Below are 20,222 nucleotides of genomic sequence, written 5' to 3'. Positions count from 1 at the left end.
AAGGAGCTTTATGACCTATTAGGTCAATGCTCTCATTCCCCTTAGTTACCTGGAAGAATATTTACTCAGGCGCGATCCAAAAAATACATTAGCGCGTCAGGCAACTCGTTTTGCCAAAAGCCCCACAAATGTTTGCCATCCTTTTCACGGTAAGAAACTTCAGCGTTCCGTTCGCGCAGCAAATCTGCACATTGACGGTTAAGCTCTACAAAGTTGTAAATGCCAGTATCACTCTCAAATGCATCTTCCTGAAGGCCAACTGTCATCCACACCCGCAAATGAGACAGATCCTTCTCACGGGCGATGATTTCCTGCGAAGCTTCATAGTAAGCACCTGAGAGGCTGATAATGCGGTTGAATAGCTGAGGATACATCAAAGCCAAATGCAGAGACACACTGCCTCCCAGTGAATCCCCCGCCAAAATGCGGGACGCTGCATCTTTTCTTATAGGATACTTTTGCTCTACATAGGGAATAATTTCTTCTGCAAAGCAGGCGGTATACGCCTCAAAACGATTGCCAAAGGGAGCATACTCCTGAGTTCTGATTTTGGTATTCACTTCTACTCCTACAATAATGAAGGGTTCGACGCCCTCATCTAGAATGAGGCGGTTGGCGTGAGTTGCAATGCGGCCAAAATTGAAAAATTCTTCTCCGTCCTGACAATATACGACCGGGTAGCTCAATATTTCATTATAGCCGGGCGGCAAATAAATCCGGAGAGTTCTGGTCTCGCCAAGAAAGCGGCTGTCTACTTCGTCTTTAAGGATGGTTCGTTTTAAATACCGAGAATCCGTCATTTTTCGTCACCTTTCTTGGGTATTATTTTGCATTCGGGATCACAATAAGTTAAGATTACCCTGATTGCAATAGATGTTTAAAATTTCAATCATGTACTAAGCTGTTATAGTAAAAAACATACCCTGTTACACACACAAAAATGTGGCAAACTCAAAAAAAATAACTAAATCTTTGACGCGAGCGATATAACAGGTGTATAATAATCCTATAACAGCGGAACTTGATATTCAAATTTTTTTGTTGAGGTGAAGAAAATGAGCAAGGTTCCTTATGAAGTTTACACAGAGGAAGTTGAGGCGCTGTCCGTACTTTCTCCGGATGGTGAAATTATCAATAAAGATATGTTGCCTAAACTTACAGATGATCAATTGAAAGAAATTATGTATCGAATGGTATTTACACGTACTTGGGATGACCGTGCCGTTAACTTAGGCCGTCAAGGACGTCTCGGTTTCTACGCTCCGGTATCCGGACAAGAAGCAACCATGATTGGTAGCGAATATGCGCTCCAAAAAGAAGACTTTATTGCTCCAGGCTATCGCGATATTCCGCAAATCGTTTGGCATGGCCTGCCATTATACCAAGCTTTCTTGTATTCCCGTGGTCATCAACACGGCGGCCAAGTGCCGGACGGTGTTAATGTACTGATGCCGCAAATCATCATTGGCGCGCAAATTTTGCATGCTATGGGTATTGCTATGGGTTACAAACTGAAAAAGCAAAAACAAGTCGCCATTACATATACAGGTGACGGCGGTTCTTCCGAAGGTGATTTCTACGAAGGCCTGAACTATGCTGGTGTATACAAGTTGCCAGTTATTTTCTTTGTGCAAAACAATGGTTACGCGATCACGACTCCATTTTCAAAACAAACGGCTGCTCTTTCGATCGCTCATAAAGCAGTAGCTGCTGGTATTAAAGGTGTGAAAATTGACGGCATGGACGTGCTTGCAGTTATTAAAGCCGTTCAAGAAGCTGCAGAACGTGGACGTAATGGTGAAGGTGCTACATTGATTGAAGCTGTAACGTACCGTTTCCGTCCGCATTCCCTTTCTGATGATGCAACAAAATATCGTTCCAAAGAAGAAGAAGGCGAATGGAATGCGAAAGATCCGATTGCCCGCTTTGCGAAATACCTTGAGAAAAAAGGTCTTTGGACTGAAGAAGATACAGCTCGCGTAAAAGAAGAAGCTAAGGCAAAAGTGAACGAAGAGATCAAAAAAGCCGAAAAAACAGAGAAAATGACAATTCCTGGCCTGATTGATAGCATGTTCGAAACAACGCCTAAGCACTTGGAAGAACAAAAAGCTGATTTTAAATAATTGAACTTAAAAGAGACCGGGCGGTAACCCGATCCGGTCTGCTTTTCGATTGACCTGAACTGAAATTGATCTGTCAATGTTTAAGGAGGAAATGAAGCAAATGGCACAAATGAACATGAAAGAAGCGATTCGTGACGCACTGCGCGTAGAGTTGAAACGCGACCCTAACGTCCTGCTTTTCGGTGAAGACGTAGGTCATGTAGGTGGCGTATTCCGCGCTACGGAAGGTCTGCAAAAAGAATTTGGCGAAGAACGTGTATTCGATACTCCGCTAGCGGAATCCGCAATCGGGGGTCTTGCTGTGGGTCTGGGTATTCAAGGCTTCCGCCCTGTAGCTGAAATCCAGTTCGTAGGCTTTATCTTTGAAGCACTCGATCAAATGGCAATTCAAGCATCCCGTATGCGTTACCGTTCCGGTGGACGTTACAATTCTCCAATCGTATTCCGTACACCTTTTGGTGGTGGTGTTAAGGCAGCCGAGCTGCATACAGATTCCTTGGAAGGTCTTCTGGCTCAAACACCTGGTATCAAGGTTGTTGTTCCTTCCAACCCTTACGATGCAAAAGGCCTTATGATCGCGTCTATACGCGACAATGATCCAGTATTTTTCATGGAGCATTTGAACCTGTATCATGCATTCCGCGCTGAAGTTCCTGAGAATGATTACACAGTTGAACTGGGCAAAGCTAATGTAGTTCGTGAAGGTTCCGATGTGACGATCATTACTTACGGTATGATGGTACACACTTCGATTAAAGCTGCTGATGAGCTGGAAAAAACAAAAGGTATCAAAGTAGAAATCATTGATTTGCGTACCATTAGCCCGATTGACATTGATACCGTTGTTGCTTCTATTCAAAAAACCAATCGTGCCATCGTTGTTCAAGAAGCGCAAAAGAGCTCCGGTGTAGCTGCTGAAGTTATTGCACAAATTAACGAAAAAGCAATCCTGCATCTGGAAGCACCCGTTCTGCGTGTAGCAGGTCCAGATACCGTTTATCCTTTTGCTCAAATTGAAGATACTTGGTTGCCAACGCCAACACGTATCATTGATGCGGTTAATAAAGTATTGGAATTTTAATTAAAGCACACCGTAAATTTGGGAGGTTTTAAACGTGGCTAAATTTGAATATAAATTCCCGGAGCTAGGTGAAGGTCTTCACGAAGGCGAAATCATCAAGATTCACATCAAGCCCGGCGACAAAGTAACAGATGAAGATATCATCATGGAAGTACAAAACGATAAGGCTGTAGTTGAAGTTCCTTGTCCGGTTAATGGTACAGTACAAGAAGTATTTGCCAAAGACGGCGACATCTTTAACGTAGGTCAAGTCGTAGCTGTAATTGATGCAGAAGGTGAACTTCCTGAACAAGAAGATGCACCAGAAGCACCAGCTGCTAGCCCTGAACCAAGTGCTGCTGCACAAGGCGGAGCTGCAGGTACAGCTAGATTTGAATATAAATTCCCAGAGCTGGGTGAAGGTCTTCACGAAGGCGAAATCATCAAGATTCACATCAAGCCCGGCGACAAAGTAACAGATGAAGATATCATCATGGAAGTACAGAACGATAAGGCAGTAGTTGAAGTTCCGTGTCCAGTCAATGGTACGGTTCAAGAAGTATTTGCCAAAGACGGCGACATCTTTAATGTAGGTCAAGTTGTGGCTGTAATCGCTGCAGAGGGCGAACTTCCTGAACAAGAAGATGCACCAGCTGCTGTGAAACAAGAAGAGGATGCTGCAAAAGGCGGAGCTAACACAAAACCAGCTGCAACACCTGCTGCTTCTAACAAAGACGTATTGGCTACACCTAGCGTCCGCAAATTTGCTCGTGAGCAAGGTGTAAACATCGCTCAAGTGAGTGGCTCCGGCAAAAATGGTAAAATCACCAAAGAAGATGTAGAAGCTTTCAAAAATGGTGGAGGTCAAGCGGCTGCACCAGTAGCGAAAGAAGCTGCAAAAGCACAAGAGCCTGCTAAGAAAGAAGCGAAAGCTGCAGCACCATCCGCACCAGCAGCAGATCCACGTGCTGAGGAAGAGCGCGTACCATTTAAAGGTATCCGCAAAGCTATTTCCAATGCTATGGTTAAATCGGCTTATACGGCTCCGCACGTTACGATTATGGATGAAGTAGATGTAACTGAACTGGTTGCTTTCCGTACTCGTATCAAACCAATTGCTGAGAAGAAAGGCACAAAAGTAACTTACCTGCCATTCATCGTAAAAGCTTTGGTTGCTGCTTCCCGTCAATTCCCGGCTCTGAATGCCACGATCGACGAAGAAGCAAACGAAATTGTCTACAAAAAATACTACAACATCGGTATCGCTACAGATACAGACAACGGCTTGATCGTTCCTGTTATCAAAGATGCTGATCGTAAGAGTATCTGGATGATTGCTGATTCCATTCGTGATCTAGCTGTGCGCGGTCGTGATGGAAAATTGGCTGCGAATGAGATGAGAGGGAGTACAATCTCCATCACTAACATCGGTTCCGCAGGCGGTATGTTCTTTACTCCAATCATTAACTTCCCTGAAGTTGCGATTTTGGGTACTGGCCGCATCAGTGAAAAAGCAGTCGTGAAAAACGGTGAAATTGTAGCTGCTCCAGTAATGGCTCTTTCCTTGAGCTTTGACCACCGTATTATTGACGGTGCAACTGCTCAAAACTTCATGAACTATATCAAACAGCTGCTCGCTAACCCTGAGTTGCTTGTTATGGAGGTGTAATCAATGGTAGTAGGAGACGCTTCTCTGGATATTGACACATTGGTTATCGGTGCGGGTCCTGGCGGCTATGTAGCTGCCATCCGTGCCGCACAATTGGGACAAAGCGTATTGATCGTTGACAAATCTGAGCTGGGCGGTGTCTGTCTGAACCGTGGATGTATTCCATCCAAAGCTTTGATCTCTGCAGCTCATCAATACGAAGCAGCTAAACATGGCGAGTCTTTCGGTATTACGGCTGAGAACGTAAAAGTAGACTTTGCTAAAACACAAGAATTCAAAAACGGTGTTGTTAAGAAAATGACAGGCGGCGTAAGTGGCTTGCTCAAAGGCAACAAAGTTGAAGTTTTCAATGGTGAGTGCATGTTCATCAACGAAAACGAAGCGCGTGTATTCAACGAACATGAATCACCACGTTATCGTTTTAAAAATGCAATTATCGCAACAGGTTCCCGTCCAATCGAACTGAAACCATTCCCATTTGGCGGACGCATTCTGTCTTCTACAGAAGCATTGAACCTGCCTGAAATTCCGAAAAGCCTGATCGTAATCGGTGGTGGATACATTGGTGCAGAACTTGGACAAATGTACTCCAAATTCGGTTCCAAAGTAACGATCATTGAAGGTATGGATACAGTGCTTCCTGGTTTCGACAAAGATATGACTTCAATCGTTGCGAAAAGCATGAAGAAAACTGGCATCGAAATCTTCACTGGCGCTAAAGCGGAAAGTGCAGAGCAAACAGATAAAGACGTAACAGTGAAATTCTCCGTTAACGGCGAAAGCAAAGAAGTAACTGCTGATTATCTGCTTGTAACTGTTGGACGTCGTCCAAACACTGACGGTGAACTGGGTCTGGATCTGATTGGCCTCGAACTGGATGAGCGCGGAATGGTGAAAGTTGACCACCAAGGACGTACTAGCATTCCTCACATCTTTGCAATCGGCGATATCGTAGCTGGTCTTGCTCTGGCGCACAAAGCTTCTTACGAAGGTAAAGTAGCTGCTGAAGCAATCGCAGGCGAGCCGTCTGTAGTAGATTACAAGTGTATGCCGGCTGTCGTTTTCACAGATCCAGAATGCTCCAGTGTAGGCTACACAGAGACACAAGCCAAAGAAAAAGGCTACAATGTCAAAGTTGGCAAGTTCTCTTATGGAGCAAACGGTCGTGCGGTTTCCCTGAACGCTGCTGAAGGTTTTGTGAAAATCGTAGCTGACGCTGACACAGGTCTGGTACTGGGTACGCAAATCGTAGGTCTGGAAGCTTCCAACCTTATTGCTGAGCTGGGTCTGGCGATTGAAATGGGTGCTACACTCGAAGATATCTCCTTGACTATTCATGCTCACCCTACATTGGGCGAAATCGTTATGGAAGCAGCAGAAGTCGTGCTGGGTCATCCGATCCACGCATTGGCACCACGTCGCTAATACCATTTTTCATTATCTCGTTTTTGGTTTTCATACATGACAAAGAGAGGCAAGGAGCGCTATATCTGCGCTCTTTGTCTCTTTTTTTTCAAACTTTAGGATTTTCAGGACTACCATGAAAATTCACACAGTACATGGTCAACGAAGCACCGTACATGATAAACTAAATATAGATATTGGTGCAGAAAAAGAATTTTAAAGATTAGAATCTGGCGATGCCAGGTTTTTATTCATGCTCAAAGGAGAGGAATAACGTGCGTAACTATTTGGAACTGCTGGAGGATATTTTAGAGAATGGAGTAAAAAAAGAGGATCGTACAGGAACGGGTACACTATCTGTTTTCGGAAGACAACTTCGTTTTGATCTGGCCAAGGGCTTCCCCTTGGTGACCACCAAAAGAGTACATTTGAAATCCGTTATTCATGAGCTGTTATGGTTTTTGCGGGGAGATACCAACATTTCTTATCTCAAGGAGAACGGAGTTACCATTTGGGATGAATGGGCGGATGAGCAGGGCAATCTGGGGCCTGTATATGGATCACAATGGCGCTCGTGGGAAACAACAGATGGACAACATATTGACCAAATTTCGAATGTCATTGAGGCTATTAAAAATAATCCGGATTCACGTCGACACATCGTCAGTGCTTGGAATGTAGCTGAAATCGAATCGATGAAGTTGCCGCCATGTCATTTTGTATTTCAGTTCTATGTAGCTGGAGGGAAACTTTCCTGTATGCTAACGATGCGTTCTGTGGATACCTTTTTAGGGTTACCGTTCAATATCGCAAGTTATGCATTGCTAACGCATATGGTTGCACAGCAGTGCGGTTTGGAGCCCGGCGAATTTATTTGGTCAGGCGGCGATGTGCATATTTATTCAAATCATATGCAGCAAGTGCATACGCAGTTGGAACGTGATCCTTATCCGTTGCCTCAGTTGAAAATTCTGCGCAAGCCGGATTCGATTTTTGATTATACCTACGACGATTTTGCTTTTGAAAATTACGAGTATCATCCAGGGATTAAGGCGCCTGTCGCCATCTGATTAGAGGAGGTGGAAAAATGGGCATTTCAATGATATGGGCTATGGCACAAAATGGTGTGATTGGCCGGGATAACAAACTTCCCTGGCGCCTCCCTAGAGACATGGCCTTTTTCAAAGAACAGACGATTAATAAAACGGTACTCATGGGACGCAAGACGTGGGAATCCTTTGGAGGAAAAAGCCTGCCAAACCGACGTAACGTCGTCTTGACTCGAGATCAGTGCTATCAGGCAGAAGGTGCGGAAGTAATTCATTCACTGGAAGAAGGGCTCCAATTAGCAAAGCAGGAGGAGTTAATGGTCATTGGAGGAGCGGAGATTTATTCACTGTTTTGGCCACATGCTGATCGGCTGATTGTGACTCGGATTGAGGAGACTTTTGAAGGCGATACAACCTTCCCTGAGCTGGGTTGGAACGGCTGGAATATAGTCAGTGAGACCCCGGGTATCAAGGATGACAAAAATCCCTATGAGTATCGTTTTGTTATTTACGAGAGAACGGAATAAGAATAGACTGTATCCGACCCCACTCATTTGAAAAATTAATAAACCATATAAAAAATCCTTTTGGCTGTTGATGCAGAAAGTTGCATAAGTTTTCATCACTTTTACGCTGTATTGTGATACAATAAATCAAATTCAACGAGAACAGACCCTTTCATAATACAAACAGACAAATTCGAATTTGACTTAAATTCTGAATGGATGATCGGGGTTCATAAGCGAAGAGATGGGGGAACGTAACATGTCTACACCAACTGGATTTATGGAATACACACGGCAGCTTCCTACAGACCGGGACCCGGCAGAGCGTATAAAGGATTGGGAAGAATTCCATAAGCATATGTCCGAAGAAGAGCTGCGTACCCAAGGGGCGCGTTGTATGGACTGCGGAACTCCTTATTGTCATACGGGGATGGATATCATGGGAGCAACTTTAGGCTGCCCGGTTCATAATCTCATTCCGGAATGGAACAATCTCGTATATCGTGGTTTGTGGAAGGAAGCACTAGAGCGGCTGCACAAAACGAATAACTTCCCGGAATTCACAGGTCGTGTCTGTCCTGCGCCATGTGAAGGTTCGTGTACAGTCGGCCTGATCGGACAGTCTGTTACAATTAAAACCATTGAGGAAGCTATTATCGAAAAAGGCTTTGAGGAAGGTTGGGTCGTTCCTAATCCGCCAGAAAAGCGTACAGGCAAACGTGTGGCTGTTGTTGGTTCGGGTCCGGCAGGTTTGGCTGCAGCTGCTCAGCTTAACAAAGCAGGGCACAGCGTGACTGTGTATGAGCGTGCGGACCGTGTGGGTGGATTATTGATGTATGGAATACCGTCTATGAAATTGGATAAGAAGGTTGTTCAGCGGCGTGTGGATTTGCTAGAGGCTGAAGGTATTCAATTCATCACAAATACGGAAATCGGCAAAGATATCCCTACCGATCAGTTGATTGCTGAATATGATGCGGTTGTCCTATGCGGTGGTTCTACGAAGCCAAGAGAATTCAACATTGAAGGTAGCGATTTGAAGGGTGTTCATTATGCGATGGACTATCTGAATGGTACCATCAAAAGTTACTTGGATTCCAACCTGGAAGATGGCAACTATTTGTCCTCCCAAGGTAAAGACGTTATTGTAATCGGTGGTGGTGATACGGGTTCAGACTGTGTAGCTACTTCTTTGCGTCATGGTTGTCGGAGTGTCACTCAATTTGGTACTCACACCAAAGCGCCTATGGAGCGTGACCCGATTGCCAATCCTTGGCCACAATTTCCAAACGTGTATTCTCTCGATTATGCACAGGAAGAAGCGAAGGCGCTGTTCGGAGAAGATCCGCGTGAGTTCTCCATCATGACGACCAAATTTGTAGGTGATGAGAACGGTAATTTGAAAGAGCTACACACCATTCAAATTCAACGGATTGTTGATGAAACGGGCCGCAAAATCTATCAACCGATTCCAGGTACGGAGCGCATATTCCCTGCACAAATTGCTCTTATTGCCATTGGATTTGATGGTCCTGAGCAAACGATTGTAGAGCAAATTGGTTTGGAGACGGATCGTCGCTCCAACGTTAAAGCACGTTATGGAAAATATGTTACCAATGTAGATAAGGTTTTTGCTGCAGGTGATATGCGTCGCGGACAAAGTCTTGTCGTGTGGGCTATTAATGAAGGTCGCGAAGCTGCACGAGAGGTTGATAAATACCTCATGGGCGCTACCGTTTTGGTGTAATTATAAATTTTATGTTACGGATCAGTCAAAGCTCCATCTTCGGATGGGGTTTTATTGTATTTCAAGCTGAGTGTCTCAGAAGTGAAAGATGAATAAATGTTTATTGGTCTACAATATTTTTCTCAATTAATTTTCTATGGTGGTATGTAAAGTATTGTGAAATGTATGTTATATAATATGACTTTTATTCAGTTGTGTAATCATATATCTCTTATATAAAATGATCATAACATAAAAAAGAGTGTTTAGTGTAGCTTTTTTATAGAAAAAAGAATTAATTCACAAGAAAATTAGATAAAATCCGATATTTATGTAATATAAACTAACATATACATAACTTTTATTGACTGTTTAAAATCATGACCTGAGAGAAGCATGGCATCTATGGTATAATACACGTATATTGTTGAAGCGTTTGACTAAATGAATTTACAAAGGAGCTTTCATCGGGAGAAGGCTCCTTTTGCATGAGGCCAGGATACCTGTGTTTTCATTAACATTCCATGTATATGTATGATTCATGGAGGAGAAACAGAAGGCCGTCAGGAAGGAATGGAGTATGAATGAAGACGTTGATTATTGCTGAGAAACCAGATATGGGACGGACGATTGCCGCTGTTATGGAGCCGCGGGCTAAAAATAACCGTACCTATTTGGAAGGTGAGAAATACATTGTAACCTGGGCGATCGGACATTTGTTGGGTTTGGCTGAGCCGGATGCATACGATGATAAGTACAAACGATGGAATATTAAGGATCTTCCTATTATCCCTGAGCAGTTCAAAATTGTACCGAATCCGAAAACAAAAGATCAGCTGAAAATGATTGGTGAACTGGCTAAACGCTGCAATGCTATCGTAAATGCTTGTGATGCTGGACGGGAAGGGCAATATATTTTTGCGTTGATTCAGCAGCAATTGAAGTTGCATCAGCCAGTTAAGCGGCTGTGGATTTCAGATTTGACAGCGGAAAGTATTGCGACAGGCTTTGAACGATTGCGAGATGCTTCGGAGTTTGAATTTCTGACTCAAGCTGCGAGGGCACGAAGTGAAGCGGACTGGCTGATCGGAATGAATGCTTCCAGAGCGTTCACAACACGACATAATACACTGCTGTCAGTAGGACGGGTGCAGACTCCCGTGCTGGCACTGATTCATGACCGGGAAAAGGAAATTGAGGCATTTCAGTCTCAAACCTTCTATGATGTGTGGGCTGAATTTAAGCAAGAACAGATCAAGTACAAAGGTGCGTGGCAGGGGGATCGGTTGACGAAGCCAGAGGAAGCTGAGGCGATCGCTGCGGCCGTTCGTGGAAAAACAGGTAAAATCACCAAATATGATACTAAGCAGACAAAAGAGTATCCTTTTAAATTGTACGATTTAACGCTGCTTCAACGCGAGGCGAATGCCAAGTACGGTTATTCGGCCAAAAAAACACTGGATGTGGCACAAGCGCTTTATGAGCGACACAAGGTCATTTCCTATCCGCGTACCAATTCTAACTATGTGACAGAGCAAAATATAGACGGCATGCACAAGGCACTACGGATGCTGGGGACAGGTCCTTATGCTGATCTGGTACAACAAGCCAACCCCAATTTGGTCCATAAACAGAATAAATCGGTCTGCAATCCATCTCGTGTTGAGGATCACCATGCTATTCTGCCGACGTTAAAAAGGCCAGGAACGTTAAACAAGGAGGAGCAAAATGTATATGACCTGGTTATTCGCAGGTTTTTGTCACATTTTTTCCCACCTGCTGAATACAAAATGCATACCGTAATGACACAGGTGGACAAGCATCTGTTTAAAACAAATATCAAAGAGCTTCTTTCCTTGGGATGGAAAGTGGTTTTGAGTAAGGCTGATCAGGATAAAGGTAAAAAGAGCAAATCACCGAAAAAAGAGGATGAAGAGGAAACGGACGAGTGGACGGATAAGAAGTTTGAGATTGATGCGGGGCGTCCCGTGGATTGTGTTCGGGCCGAGATGAAAGAAAAGGCGACTCAGCCCCCTAAAAGCTACACGGAGGGTACATTGCTTAAGGCGATGGAAAGCGCGGGCAAACAGATGGAGAATGAGGAATTGCGTGAGGTCATGAAGGACGCCGGTTTAGGCACACCTGCGACGCGGGCCGCCACAATTGAACGATTGAAAAAGGTTGGCTATATTGAAATGAAGGGCAAAAAGATTCTTATTACGGAAAAGGGAAAGATGGCTATTGACCTGATCCGTCATGCTGGGGTTGATCTATTAGCCTCGCCGGAGATGACTGGTCAATGGGAACGTCGTCTACACCAAATTTCCAAAGGAGAGGCGGCTCAAGAGAAGTTTATGGATAACGTTAAAAGATTTACGTTGTCCATCATTGACAAGGTGAGGCAGCAGCCACCGGCTCCGGCAAATGCCTTTGGCGAGGAAGCAAGGGGAAAGCGTGCAGCTGGAAAAGAAGGCGCACGTAATGCACGCGCGAGTGGAGGCACCGCCGCTAAAGGGGTGGGGCGTGCTACATCAGGACGCGGTGGAAGCGCAACGCTGGAGCAGGCAGCAGCACCAGCAAGTCGTGCTGCGGGAACAGCGGGTTCCGCTGCACGCAGCTCCTCCGAAGGAGCCTCAGGCTTTTCGGTGAGCCAAAGGCAAGCTTTGGGTAGCTGCCCACGCTCTAATTGCGGCGGAAGCATTATAGAAGGCCGCAAAGGGTATGGGTGCAGCCACTACAAGAAGGGTTGTGGCTTTGTCGTCTGGAAGGAATATGCTGGAAAGCAGATTACCGGAACGATGCTCAAATCTCTGTTGACGAAGGGACAGACGCAATTGTTGTCTTTTAAGCGTAAAGATGGATCGACCGTCAAAGCGCGAATTGTTCTGAATGAACCAGGTACAGGACAACTTAGCGTTCGAGAGGAATCCTGAGACAGGGTTTAGACCACCATTTTGGCTGAATCAAAGGTTGAATAACATTTTAAAAACAAAAAAGGGACCCTATCCGAGGGTCCTTTTTTGTTGATGCAATTGTATGCTTTCGTGGATAACTCGTGGTACTTCCGTTAGCTTCTGTATCGTATACATCACGGAGTTCACGTTTTTTTGCAATTCAACCATATTGTAAATCCATTCCTTAGGCTGCTTGAGATACACAGCATGAATACCTGCGGCAAGGGCTGGAGATACATCAGTGCGCAGAGAATTCCCGATCATCCAGGTGATGCTTCGGTCCAAGCGATTCATCTGGATGATTTCTTCCAGTGCTTCGACATTTTTATGCTGGCGAATGTAGATGCGCTCATTAAAGTAGGTAGCCAGTTTCATTTGTTCAATCTTTCTTTCTTGAATGATCTGCTCACCCCCAGTATAAAGATGGAGGGAATGCCCTGCTTTTTGGAGGGAGTTCAACGTTTCGACCATGCCTGGATACGGTTCGATTTCCTGTTCGTACACACTTCGGCCAAGAGAGCGAAGCTCCTGCTCTTCCCGAAAATCGAGACGGCGTCCGAATTGTTCCGAGAAAAATTGGTACGTATCTATCAGAGATTGTGGAAAATGCTCGCTGGCAAAGCCCACTTGATGAACTCCAGCCACATCAATTTCGATTTGTTTTTCACGAATCGTATTTTTCGTTAGATTATGAGTTGCAAACCATTCCTGAAGCAAATCGAAAAAGTGGTTGAGGATAAGGTCAAAATACTTGTTGCAGTGGACTAAGGTGTCATCAAGATCAAATAAAATGTGCTGCTTCGGATACGACATGATGCATACTCCTTCCAAGCCAAAGCTTTAACGCTGCTTTGGTTATAACTAAAAGTACAATTTAAATTACAATCCAATATAGGATTCCAAAAATACCTGTAAATCAGCCGCGCCATCGGGACGGATGCTGAATTTTTCCTTATGATAACGTCCGATGTGAATACGGAGCAGACCAGCCACTCGTAAAATCATCATATCAGACATGAGTGTATCTTCCAAACGGCTCAAATCATGGCGCATATCTTCGAGAGACTTAGGACCTTGAGCTACATAACGCAGAATTCGCAGCCGCTGCGGATCATTGACCGCACGAGTGAGCCGTAGCAGAAGCGTAGGCGGTTCTTCCTCGCTCTCCTCGGGAATATCTACCGGATACTGGATCAGCAGTGTGCGGGTATAAAAACAGTATGAATTAATCGGGCGATTATGGACAACCGGAAATAGGACTACTGTATCCAGGTCTTCCATGTGTGGCACGACTAGTCCAGCTGTCGCATACTCAACCAGTGCTTCCGGTTCCATTTTACTCAGTAGCATGCGTTTTTCCGCAGCGTCTTCTTCTGCCAACACACGTAGTTCGCCTTCCAAGGCCCGAAAATAATCACGGTCCCACAATTTGAGGAGTGGTGCGTATACCTTACGAATGCGTAAAGATTCTTCAAAGGTTAAAAAAGGGATATGCGGTACGAGCAGCTCAAACATATCTTTATCCGGACCGTGGTCCAAATAAGAGATATAATCAGATATTTCATCCGATTCCGGTCGAAGTAACGCCCAGGCATAGAGCGCGTCATAATCGCTAAAAGGGCAATCCTGAGCTGTAGCAAGCTCAGTACGAACTTCATGTTGTAGTCGTGCATCCACCTTGTCGATCCATTCATGGCCCAAGTCCATATCTTGGACCCACTTTTTAGTCACATAGGCCATGAAGCTGCCGAGCAATTCATAAATTGGAGAAGTGTCTATTTTAATTTGATAACTCATGGAACCCAATGCCTCCTATTCTGTCTTCTAGCCCAGAGCGGTGAACGTAATTAAGCCCGTCCATAAGCAAAACATGAGCATTTTAATAATTGCTCACTTATTTATTATGGCTTGTTCTGCCAGGGATTGTCCACTATAATATGAAATAGTGCGTTGTGACGTGAATGGGTTCGGATTGAACATACGAGGCTCCTTAACCAAAGGAGTCGGATACATACCAGACAAGCTCTTTCCGTAAAATCGTCATCTCAGATGGCGATTTTTTTCTTCTATTCTCTAATACACTAATTACACCTGAATTTGTATGTGTTTGTCGGTTTTGCAGGACGGTATGGAATACATAGTGATAAGAATTATTATTGATTATGGAATCAAATGCAAATCATTTCTTAACATTAATTTTAATTATTTTATTTGTTCGATCAGGAGGAGCTAGGATGTCGTCGTCGTTACGGGTTCATTATTTTATTTTAATTGCTGTTATTATTGTTGCCGGATTATGCCAAGGTTTATTATTACCTATTCTGTCTATCTCGTTGGAACAAATGGGAGTTTCCTCTTCACTAAACGGAATGAATGCGGCTGCCCTGTATATTGGCTCATTCGCAATGACGTTGGTGGCAGAACGGACATTGGGCTTGTTGGGGTTCAAAAAGCTGATGGCCGGAGGGCTTGTGCTAGTGCTCATTACGCTGCTGCTGTTCCCGCTAATCCCTGATATTCGGGTATGGTTCGTACTGCGTCTGCTAGTAGGTATTGGTGACAGTGCACTGCACTACTCTGCGCAGCTATGGATATTGCTGGTGACTCCAGCAGAGAAGCGAGGCCGCAACATTTCCTTTTATGGTATGTCATACGGTCTGGGTTTTGCATTAGGACCATTGGGATTATGGCTACTCGATTATGGAATGCTGGTTCCATTCGCTGCGTTGGCCTTATTGTGCTTGCTTGTCTTGCTGTTGGTGTTAATTAAGCTGCCGGACTCCAGACCGGAGAAGCTGGAGTCCGAGGCACGTCCCACTCAAAGATTTCGTCGCAGTTACAGCTGGGCATGGTACGCTCTTTTGCCAGCATTTCTATACGGCTATATGGAAGCGAGCCTGAACAGTAACTTTCCAGTCTATGGCCTACGTATTGGCTTTCATACCGATGAAATCGCCGCCTTGCTGCCGTTCGTCAGTTTGGGAGGGTTAGTGCTGCAGCTACCGCTAGGGATACTGAGTGACCGTTGGGGACGTAAAAAGGTGCTAATGAGCGTAGGTATAGCAGGGGGAATAACCTTTATGTTGCTACCATGGAGCGGTAATCATTTTATGTTCACTTTGATATTGCTGACCCTAGCAGGTGGTTTAGTAGGCTCCTTTTTCTCCCTCGGTTTGGCCTATGCCGCTGATCTGCTGCCCAAATCATTTTTAGCAGCCGCGAATGTACTGGCATCCTTTCACTTTAATCTGGGAAGTGTGATCGGACCTAATATTAGCGGAGGATTGCTGGACTATGGAACTCAAGGCAGCATGTTTCTTGTCCTTGGAGGTAGTTACGTTGTTTTCGGATTGTTAGGTCTGTTTTCCAGAAAAAGAGTACCGGCGGTTTAAAACTGCGGTTTGCATGGTATTTGTTTCACATTTACTATAAAATATAAACAGTATTGATGGCGCGCAAAGGGGAATCACTTAGATGATTAAAATTCGGAAGCTGACCAAGCAAGTGGGGCCTGAACGGACCCAGCTACTTCGAGGAATTGATGCTGAAATTCATCAGGGCGAATTCATTGCCATAGTAGGGCCAAGTGGAAGCGGCAAAACGACGTTGCTTCGCTGTCTTGCTTTACTAGAGCCATGGGATGAAGGCAGTTTAATTGTAGGTGGCAATGATGTGCTGAAATCCGGGTGGACGGGCAAGATGAAAATAAAGCGGGAATGGGCATACCTGGAGCAAAACCCGCATCTAAATATGAATCGAACCGCTCTTAAAAATGTGCTCATTGGCAGATCCGGTCAAACTCCAATGTGGAGAATGGTGACCGGTATGGTGCGTTCCGACGATTACATGGGAGCGATGGACGTACTGGAGGATCTGGGTCTGCTGGATAAGGCGCATGATAAATGCGACAAGCTCAGCGGTGGCGAGCGGCAGCGGGTAGCGACTGCGCGTGCTCTCGTGCACGGAGCCAAAGTTATTTTAGCTGATGAGCCTGTAAATGGACTTGATCCAGCTTCGGCAGCGCATGTATTGGAGACCTTTCGCAAGCTGTGTTCTGACGAGCGGGTGACGATCATTACTGTATTGCCGCTGGAAATGGCTGAACGCTTTGCTTCCCGTATATGGGGGTTGAATGATGGTGAATTGGTGTTTGATATTCAGGGAAGACGATTGACACAAGCAGAAAAGAACAAATTGTGAAGGGGACGGCAAGAGAAGTGAAAATAATGCTGTTGAGAATGGTAGCTGGCTGCTGTTCCTTGCTGCTCCTTGCTGGATTTTTAAGCGGCTGTAATGTTATTAGCGATCCCATTTCGCTGATGGAGACACCGACGATGTCTGACGAGAAACAGCAGTTGAATGGTGCAGTGAATACGCAACTAGGGGCGGTACAGCCTTTAAGACCGAATGACCCAGATGACCCGACGCCAATTCGGACGGGTGATCTGAACAATGATGGCACAGACGAAGCAGTGCTCTTTTATGAAACGCCAGATGAGAGCGTAAAAATACATGGTGCCTTGTTTGAAGATCAGGGCGGAACGTGGGTAAAGAAGCTAACGTTTGATGGGGAAGGCACTGTGCTAGAGTCATTTAAGCTCGTGGATTTAACGAATGATGGAACACTCGATATTGTAGCGGGTTTTTCCAGTGGAGATAGTGGCGATGGCGGGGATCAGAAGGGACTCATCGTGTATTCCTATACCGGAGGAACTCTGGAGAAAATATATGCTACAGGCTATACGGACTTCGTCGTAGATGATTTTAACCATAACAAGATGGACTTGAACGGGGATAATTTGAATGATTTGACGATTATCACGCTGCGACGTAATGAATTCTTTACAGTTAAAACATTTCAATTCAGTGGGGGAACCTTTAAGGAAATCGGATCGTTGGATTTGGACAGTCAGGTCTTAGGTGTCTATAATGTCGTTGCTGGCAAGGTAGCCGAGGGTAGGCAGGGGATTGTTATAGATACCAAAATTGCCCAGACCACTACCGTCTCCAATGTCATTGTGATGGATCACGGCAAGCTCAGGAAGCTTAATCTTATGGATGTCACCTTCAAGGATGCGACCATCGCCAGTGGTGATGTGGATGGTGACGGTATTCTGGAATTTGGTAATTTGGAGAAGCCAAAAGGTTGGAGTAACAAGCCGCTGGATGAGGTTCCATATTTTGTGTCGTTCTATCAGTGGGACGGGGCGAAAGGGACGATTTTTAAGCAGCAGCAGTATCGTGATTCTAATGAACAGGTCTACTTCAGATTACCGAAAGAGCTGCATGGCAAGGTGACGATTGATCCGAAAGTTTCGAAGAAGGACAGCTATTTGCGCTTCATTTTGGATGATACAGACAAAACGATTGCGGAAATTAAATTTTTCTCGTTGTCACAATGGGAGCGAAACAACGAAGGGTATAGCCAACTGTGGCGAACGAATGCGCAGGTCATTGGCATTAAGCGATCCAGTGAGCTGGAACCGCGTAAAACTATAAAAAACAAGATGGGGGAAAGGCAGGTAGAGTAGAGTGAGTAAAGTTTTAATCATGGAAGACGAGGAATCCATTCGCAGTTTTATTGTCATTAACTTGAAACGTAACGGTTTTGAGGTGCTGGAGGCGTCGGAAGGGCATGAGGCTCTGAATATTTTGAACACGGTGCGGGATATTGATATTGCACTGCTTGACGTAATGGTACCCGGTATGGATGGTTTTGAAGTCTGTCGGAGAATCCGGGAAACGAATGAGCGCATCGGCATTATTTTTCTCACAGCGAAGGTACAGGAGCAGGATAAGGTGTATGCCTTGTCTGTAGGGGCCGATGACCATGTGAGTAAACCTTTTAGCCCGACGGAGCTGATTGCACGGATTCAATCGTTATTGCGTCGGGTGAATGTACATCGTGAAACAGCAGCCAAAGTGTCCTTCCAGTCTGGACCGTTTACGCTAGATTTGATTGCTAAGCAATTTAAGAAGAGCGGGCAGCTGATCGAGTTGACACCGACTGAGTTTTCCCTGATTCAATTTTTTCTCGAAAAAGAAAACACGCCGCTCAGCCGAGATGTTCTACTTGATCACGTATGGGGCAAGGAATATATGGGCGATCCGAAAATTGTGGATGTGAACATCCGACGTTTGCGGCAGAAAATTGAAAACAATCCATCTGAGCCAGCTTTTTTACAAACAGTGTGGGGACATGGATATAAATGGAAAGGTCAGTCTCAATGATCAAAAAGGGGATTCGCCGACAGATTGTGCTTCACTATTTTTTCGTAGTGTTCTTGGCGCTTCTGTTAGTAGAAGTCATTTTTATGTTTGCACTCCGGTCGTACTATTACGATTCCATTTACAAACATATCGAAAGCCGTATCGAATCGGTAAGTGAATTTGCACCCAAATTCAAAGAGCCGGAACAGTCTTTGCAATCGTATTTGTTAAATACATTTTCTCTGCCCTTCACTGAACTGCAGTTGCTTGATGAACAGGGAAATGTAATTGATAACTCGACTAATTTTGCAGCAGATCTAAGTGTGCAAACAAGTGATGTGACACAAGCATTAGCTGGAGATACGGGCAAATGGATCGGAAAGCAACCGAGTACGGGGCAGCAGGTGATGGCGGTATCTCAAAAACTGGACAATATCGTCGGAGACCAGGTGTATGTTATTCGGTATACGACTTCGCTGGAATTGGTAAATGATAAGTTGTTTACGATTACGCTGTTTTCTCTTGGCATCATGGCAGCTGTACTGGTTATTGTATTTGTGGTCAGTACAGGGCTCGCGAATTCCATTGTTAGACCAATTAATAATATCCGCGATGTATCTGCTCAGATGGCTCAGGGGAGGTTTGATGCACGCATTGAAGGCGATTATCGCTATGAGTTGGGTGAACTGGCTTCGACTCTGAACTATATGGCACAGGAAATTGTCAGAACAAATCAAATCAAGGATGATTTTATATCATCCATATCTCATGAATTGCGTACTCCGCTTACATCTATTAAAGGTTGGAGTGAAACGTTAAATTCTGGCGGTTATGACCCGGAAGAGACGAAAATCGGGATGAAGATTATTTCTAAAGAGACGGATCGACTGATTGGCTTGGTGGAGGAAATCCTCGATTTTTCCAAGCTGGAGCAGAATGCCATGAAGCTTGTGATGGGAACGGTGGATCTACGGGAGCTTTTGCAGGAAATTATGCTGAACGTATGGGCCAAAGCAGAAATGAAGCAGATAAAACTTCAGCTGGATTCGGAGGAAACGGCATATCTCGTCCATGGAGACGGTAACCGTCTAAAACAGGTGTTTTTGAACATTGTGGACAATGCTATCAAGTTTTCGCATGAAAGCTCAATTATTTTCCTGTCTCTACAACGGATTGATGGCAATATCGAGATATCCGTACAAGATACAGGGATTGGAATTAGTGCTGAAAATCTTGCCAGAGTCAGAGACCGCTTTTTCCAGGTAGACCACCAAAACGGTGGTACTGGACTGGGATTGGCAATCTCGCAACAGTTTATCGAGCGTCATCATGGTCAGATGCTCATCAGAAGTGAACTGGGGGCTGGAACTACGATTACGGTTTCATTACCTGCTCTGCAAGCAGAACAATCCGTGGAACCATCACAACTTACTGAAGGACAGATTTAAAGCCTACTTATAGGTGTAATTAGAAAAACAGCCAGTCCTCTCAATCGGGAGGGCTGGCTGTTTTTAATTTGGG

At 44.8% G+C, this 20,222-nt stretch carries 16 protein-coding genes; 13 read left to right on the top strand and 3 right to left on the bottom strand.

All coding sequences use genetic code 11. From position 1 onward, the window contains the following. Positions 1–65 precede the first annotated feature (65 nt). A complete protein-coding gene (locus tag BM358_RS12045) occupies positions 66–800 on the bottom strand; it encodes an alpha/beta hydrolase (protein WP_025724149.1) in 735 nt (244 codons plus the stop codon). A gap of 255 nt (positions 801–1,055) precedes the next feature. Here BM358_RS12045 and pdhA point away from each other — a divergent pair, with 255 nt between their 5' ends. The 8 genes from pdhA to BM358_RS12005 all read left to right on the top strand — a co-directional run bounded on the left by pdhA (position 1,056) and on the right by BM358_RS12005 (position 12,470). Next, positions 1,056–2,123, top strand: a complete 1,068-nt coding sequence (gene pdhA, locus BM358_RS12040; protein WP_013310511.1) for a pyruvate dehydrogenase (acetyl-transferring) E1 component subunit alpha — start codon at positions 1,056–1,058, stop codon at positions 2,121–2,123. A 100-nt stretch (positions 2,124–2,223) separates the two neighbouring features. Then, positions 2,224–3,204, top strand: coding sequence for an alpha-ketoacid dehydrogenase subunit beta (locus tag BM358_RS12035; RefSeq protein ID WP_013310510.1), 981 nt, complete (start codon positions 2,224–2,226; stop codon positions 3,202–3,204). Between the two features lie 34 nt (positions 3,205–3,238). Further along, a complete protein-coding gene (locus BM358_RS12030) occupies positions 3,239–4,852 on the top strand; it encodes a 2-oxo acid dehydrogenase subunit E2 (protein WP_028541707.1) in 1,614 nt (537 codons plus the stop codon). A 3-nt stretch (positions 4,853–4,855) separates the two neighbouring features. Further along, positions 4,856–6,277, top strand: a complete 1,422-nt coding sequence (gene lpdA / locus BM358_RS12025) for a dihydrolipoyl dehydrogenase (RefSeq protein WP_023988970.1) — start codon at positions 4,856–4,858, stop codon at positions 6,275–6,277. 254 nt (positions 6,278–6,531) lie between these two features. After that, entirely contained in the window at positions 6,532–7,326 is a 795-nt protein-coding gene (thyA, locus tag BM358_RS12020; RefSeq protein ID WP_023988969.1) for a thymidylate synthase, read from the top strand. 17 nt (positions 7,327–7,343) lie between these two features. Beyond that, a complete protein-coding gene (locus BM358_RS12015) occupies positions 7,344–7,832 on the top strand; it encodes a dihydrofolate reductase (protein WP_028541706.1) in 489 nt (162 codons plus the stop codon). 238 nt (positions 7,833–8,070) lie between these two features. After that, complete coding sequence (locus BM358_RS12010; RefSeq protein ID WP_023988967.1) at positions 8,071–9,558, top strand: glutamate synthase subunit beta; 1,488 nt, start codon at positions 8,071–8,073, stop codon at positions 9,556–9,558. 563 nt (positions 9,559–10,121) lie between these two features. Next, complete coding sequence (locus BM358_RS12005) at positions 10,122–12,470, top strand: type IA DNA topoisomerase (RefSeq protein WP_028541705.1); 2,349 nt, start codon at positions 10,122–10,124, stop codon at positions 12,468–12,470. Positions 12,471–12,539: 69 nt separating this feature from the next. Here the strand turns inward: BM358_RS12005 and BM358_RS12000 are convergent, their stop codons facing one another. Together BM358_RS12000 and BM358_RS11995 are read right to left on the bottom strand one after the other, a co-directional pair. Next, positions 12,540–13,304, bottom strand: a complete 765-nt coding sequence (locus BM358_RS12000) for an HAD family hydrolase (protein ID WP_028541704.1) — start codon at positions 13,302–13,304, stop codon at positions 12,540–12,542. A gap of 66 nt (positions 13,305–13,370) precedes the next feature. After that, positions 13,371–14,288 (bottom strand): hypothetical protein, encoded by a 918-nt coding sequence (locus BM358_RS11995; RefSeq protein WP_023988964.1) that lies wholly within the window; start codon positions 14,286–14,288, stop codon positions 13,371–13,373. Positions 14,289–14,725: 437 nt separating this feature from the next. On the opposite strand from BM358_RS11995, the gene BM358_RS11990 reads away from it, so the two are divergent. The 5 genes from BM358_RS11990 (at position 14,726) to BM358_RS11970 (ending at position 20,149) form a co-directional block, all read left to right on the top strand. Continuing rightward, complete coding sequence (locus BM358_RS11990) at positions 14,726–15,883, top strand: MFS transporter (protein ID WP_023988963.1); 1,158 nt, start codon at positions 14,726–14,728, stop codon at positions 15,881–15,883. Between the two features lie 82 nt (positions 15,884–15,965). Further along, a complete protein-coding gene (locus tag BM358_RS11985) occupies positions 15,966–16,691 on the top strand; it encodes a phosphonate ABC transporter ATP-binding protein (protein WP_023988962.1) in 726 nt (241 codons plus the stop codon). Next, the gene (locus tag BM358_RS11980) at positions 16,688–18,022 is read left to right on the top strand and encodes a hypothetical protein (RefSeq protein WP_023988961.1); all 1,335 of its coding nucleotides are present in this window, start codon (positions 16,688–16,690) and stop codon (positions 18,020–18,022) included. Before BM358_RS11985 ends, BM358_RS11980 begins: the two co-directional genes overlap by 4 nt. 1 nt (position 18,023) lies before the next feature. Beyond that, on the top strand, positions 18,024–18,722 hold the full coding sequence (locus BM358_RS11975) for a response regulator transcription factor (protein ID WP_023988960.1): 699 nt from the start codon (positions 18,024–18,026) through the stop codon (positions 18,720–18,722). Beyond that, the gene (locus tag BM358_RS11970; protein WP_023988959.1) at positions 18,719–20,149 is read left to right on the top strand and encodes a sensor histidine kinase; all 1,431 of its coding nucleotides are present in this window, start codon (positions 18,719–18,721) and stop codon (positions 20,147–20,149) included. The genes BM358_RS11975 and BM358_RS11970 overlap by 4 nt, the downstream gene beginning before the upstream one ends. The last annotated feature ends 73 nt before the right edge of the window (positions 20,150–20,222 follow it).

Source organism: Paenibacillus sp. cl130, assembly GCF_900116035.1.
GTDB lineage: Bacteria > Bacillota > Bacilli > Paenibacillales > Paenibacillaceae > Paenibacillus > Paenibacillus polymyxa_B.
Note: the sequence above shows the minus strand (reverse complement) of the source record. Positions and strands in the feature narration are given on the sequence as shown.

Coding starts and splice junctions, on each gene's coding strand:
- BM358_RS12045 (WP_025724149.1), bottom strand. CDS start 800: ATGACGGATTCTCGGTATTTAAAACGAACCATCCTTAAAGACGAAGTA.
- pdhA (WP_013310511.1), top strand. CDS start 1,056: ATGAGCAAGGTTCCTTATGAAGTTTACACAGAGGAAGTTGAGGCGCTG.
- BM358_RS12035 (WP_013310510.1), top strand. CDS start 2,224: ATGGCACAAATGAACATGAAAGAAGCGATTCGTGACGCACTGCGCGTA.
- lpdA (WP_023988970.1), top strand. CDS start 4,856: ATGGTAGTAGGAGACGCTTCTCTGGATATTGACACATTGGTTATCGGT.
- BM358_RS12015 (WP_028541706.1), top strand. CDS start 7,344: ATGGGCATTTCAATGATATGGGCTATGGCACAAAATGGTGTGATTGGC.
- BM358_RS12010 (WP_023988967.1), top strand. CDS start 8,071: ATGTCTACACCAACTGGATTTATGGAATACACACGGCAGCTTCCTACA.
- BM358_RS12005 (WP_028541705.1), top strand. CDS start 10,122: ATGAAGACGTTGATTATTGCTGAGAAACCAGATATGGGACGGACGATT.
- BM358_RS12000 (WP_028541704.1), bottom strand. CDS start 13,304: ATGTCGTATCCGAAGCAGCACATTTTATTTGATCTTGATGACACCTTA.
- BM358_RS11995 (WP_023988964.1), bottom strand. CDS start 14,288: ATGAGTTATCAAATTAAAATAGACACTTCTCCAATTTATGAATTGCTC.
- BM358_RS11990 (WP_023988963.1), top strand. CDS start 14,726: ATGTCGTCGTCGTTACGGGTTCATTATTTTATTTTAATTGCTGTTATT.
- BM358_RS11985 (WP_023988962.1), top strand. CDS start 15,966: ATGATTAAAATTCGGAAGCTGACCAAGCAAGTGGGGCCTGAACGGACC.
- BM358_RS11970 (WP_023988959.1), top strand. CDS start 18,719: ATGATCAAAAAGGGGATTCGCCGACAGATTGTGCTTCACTATTTTTTC.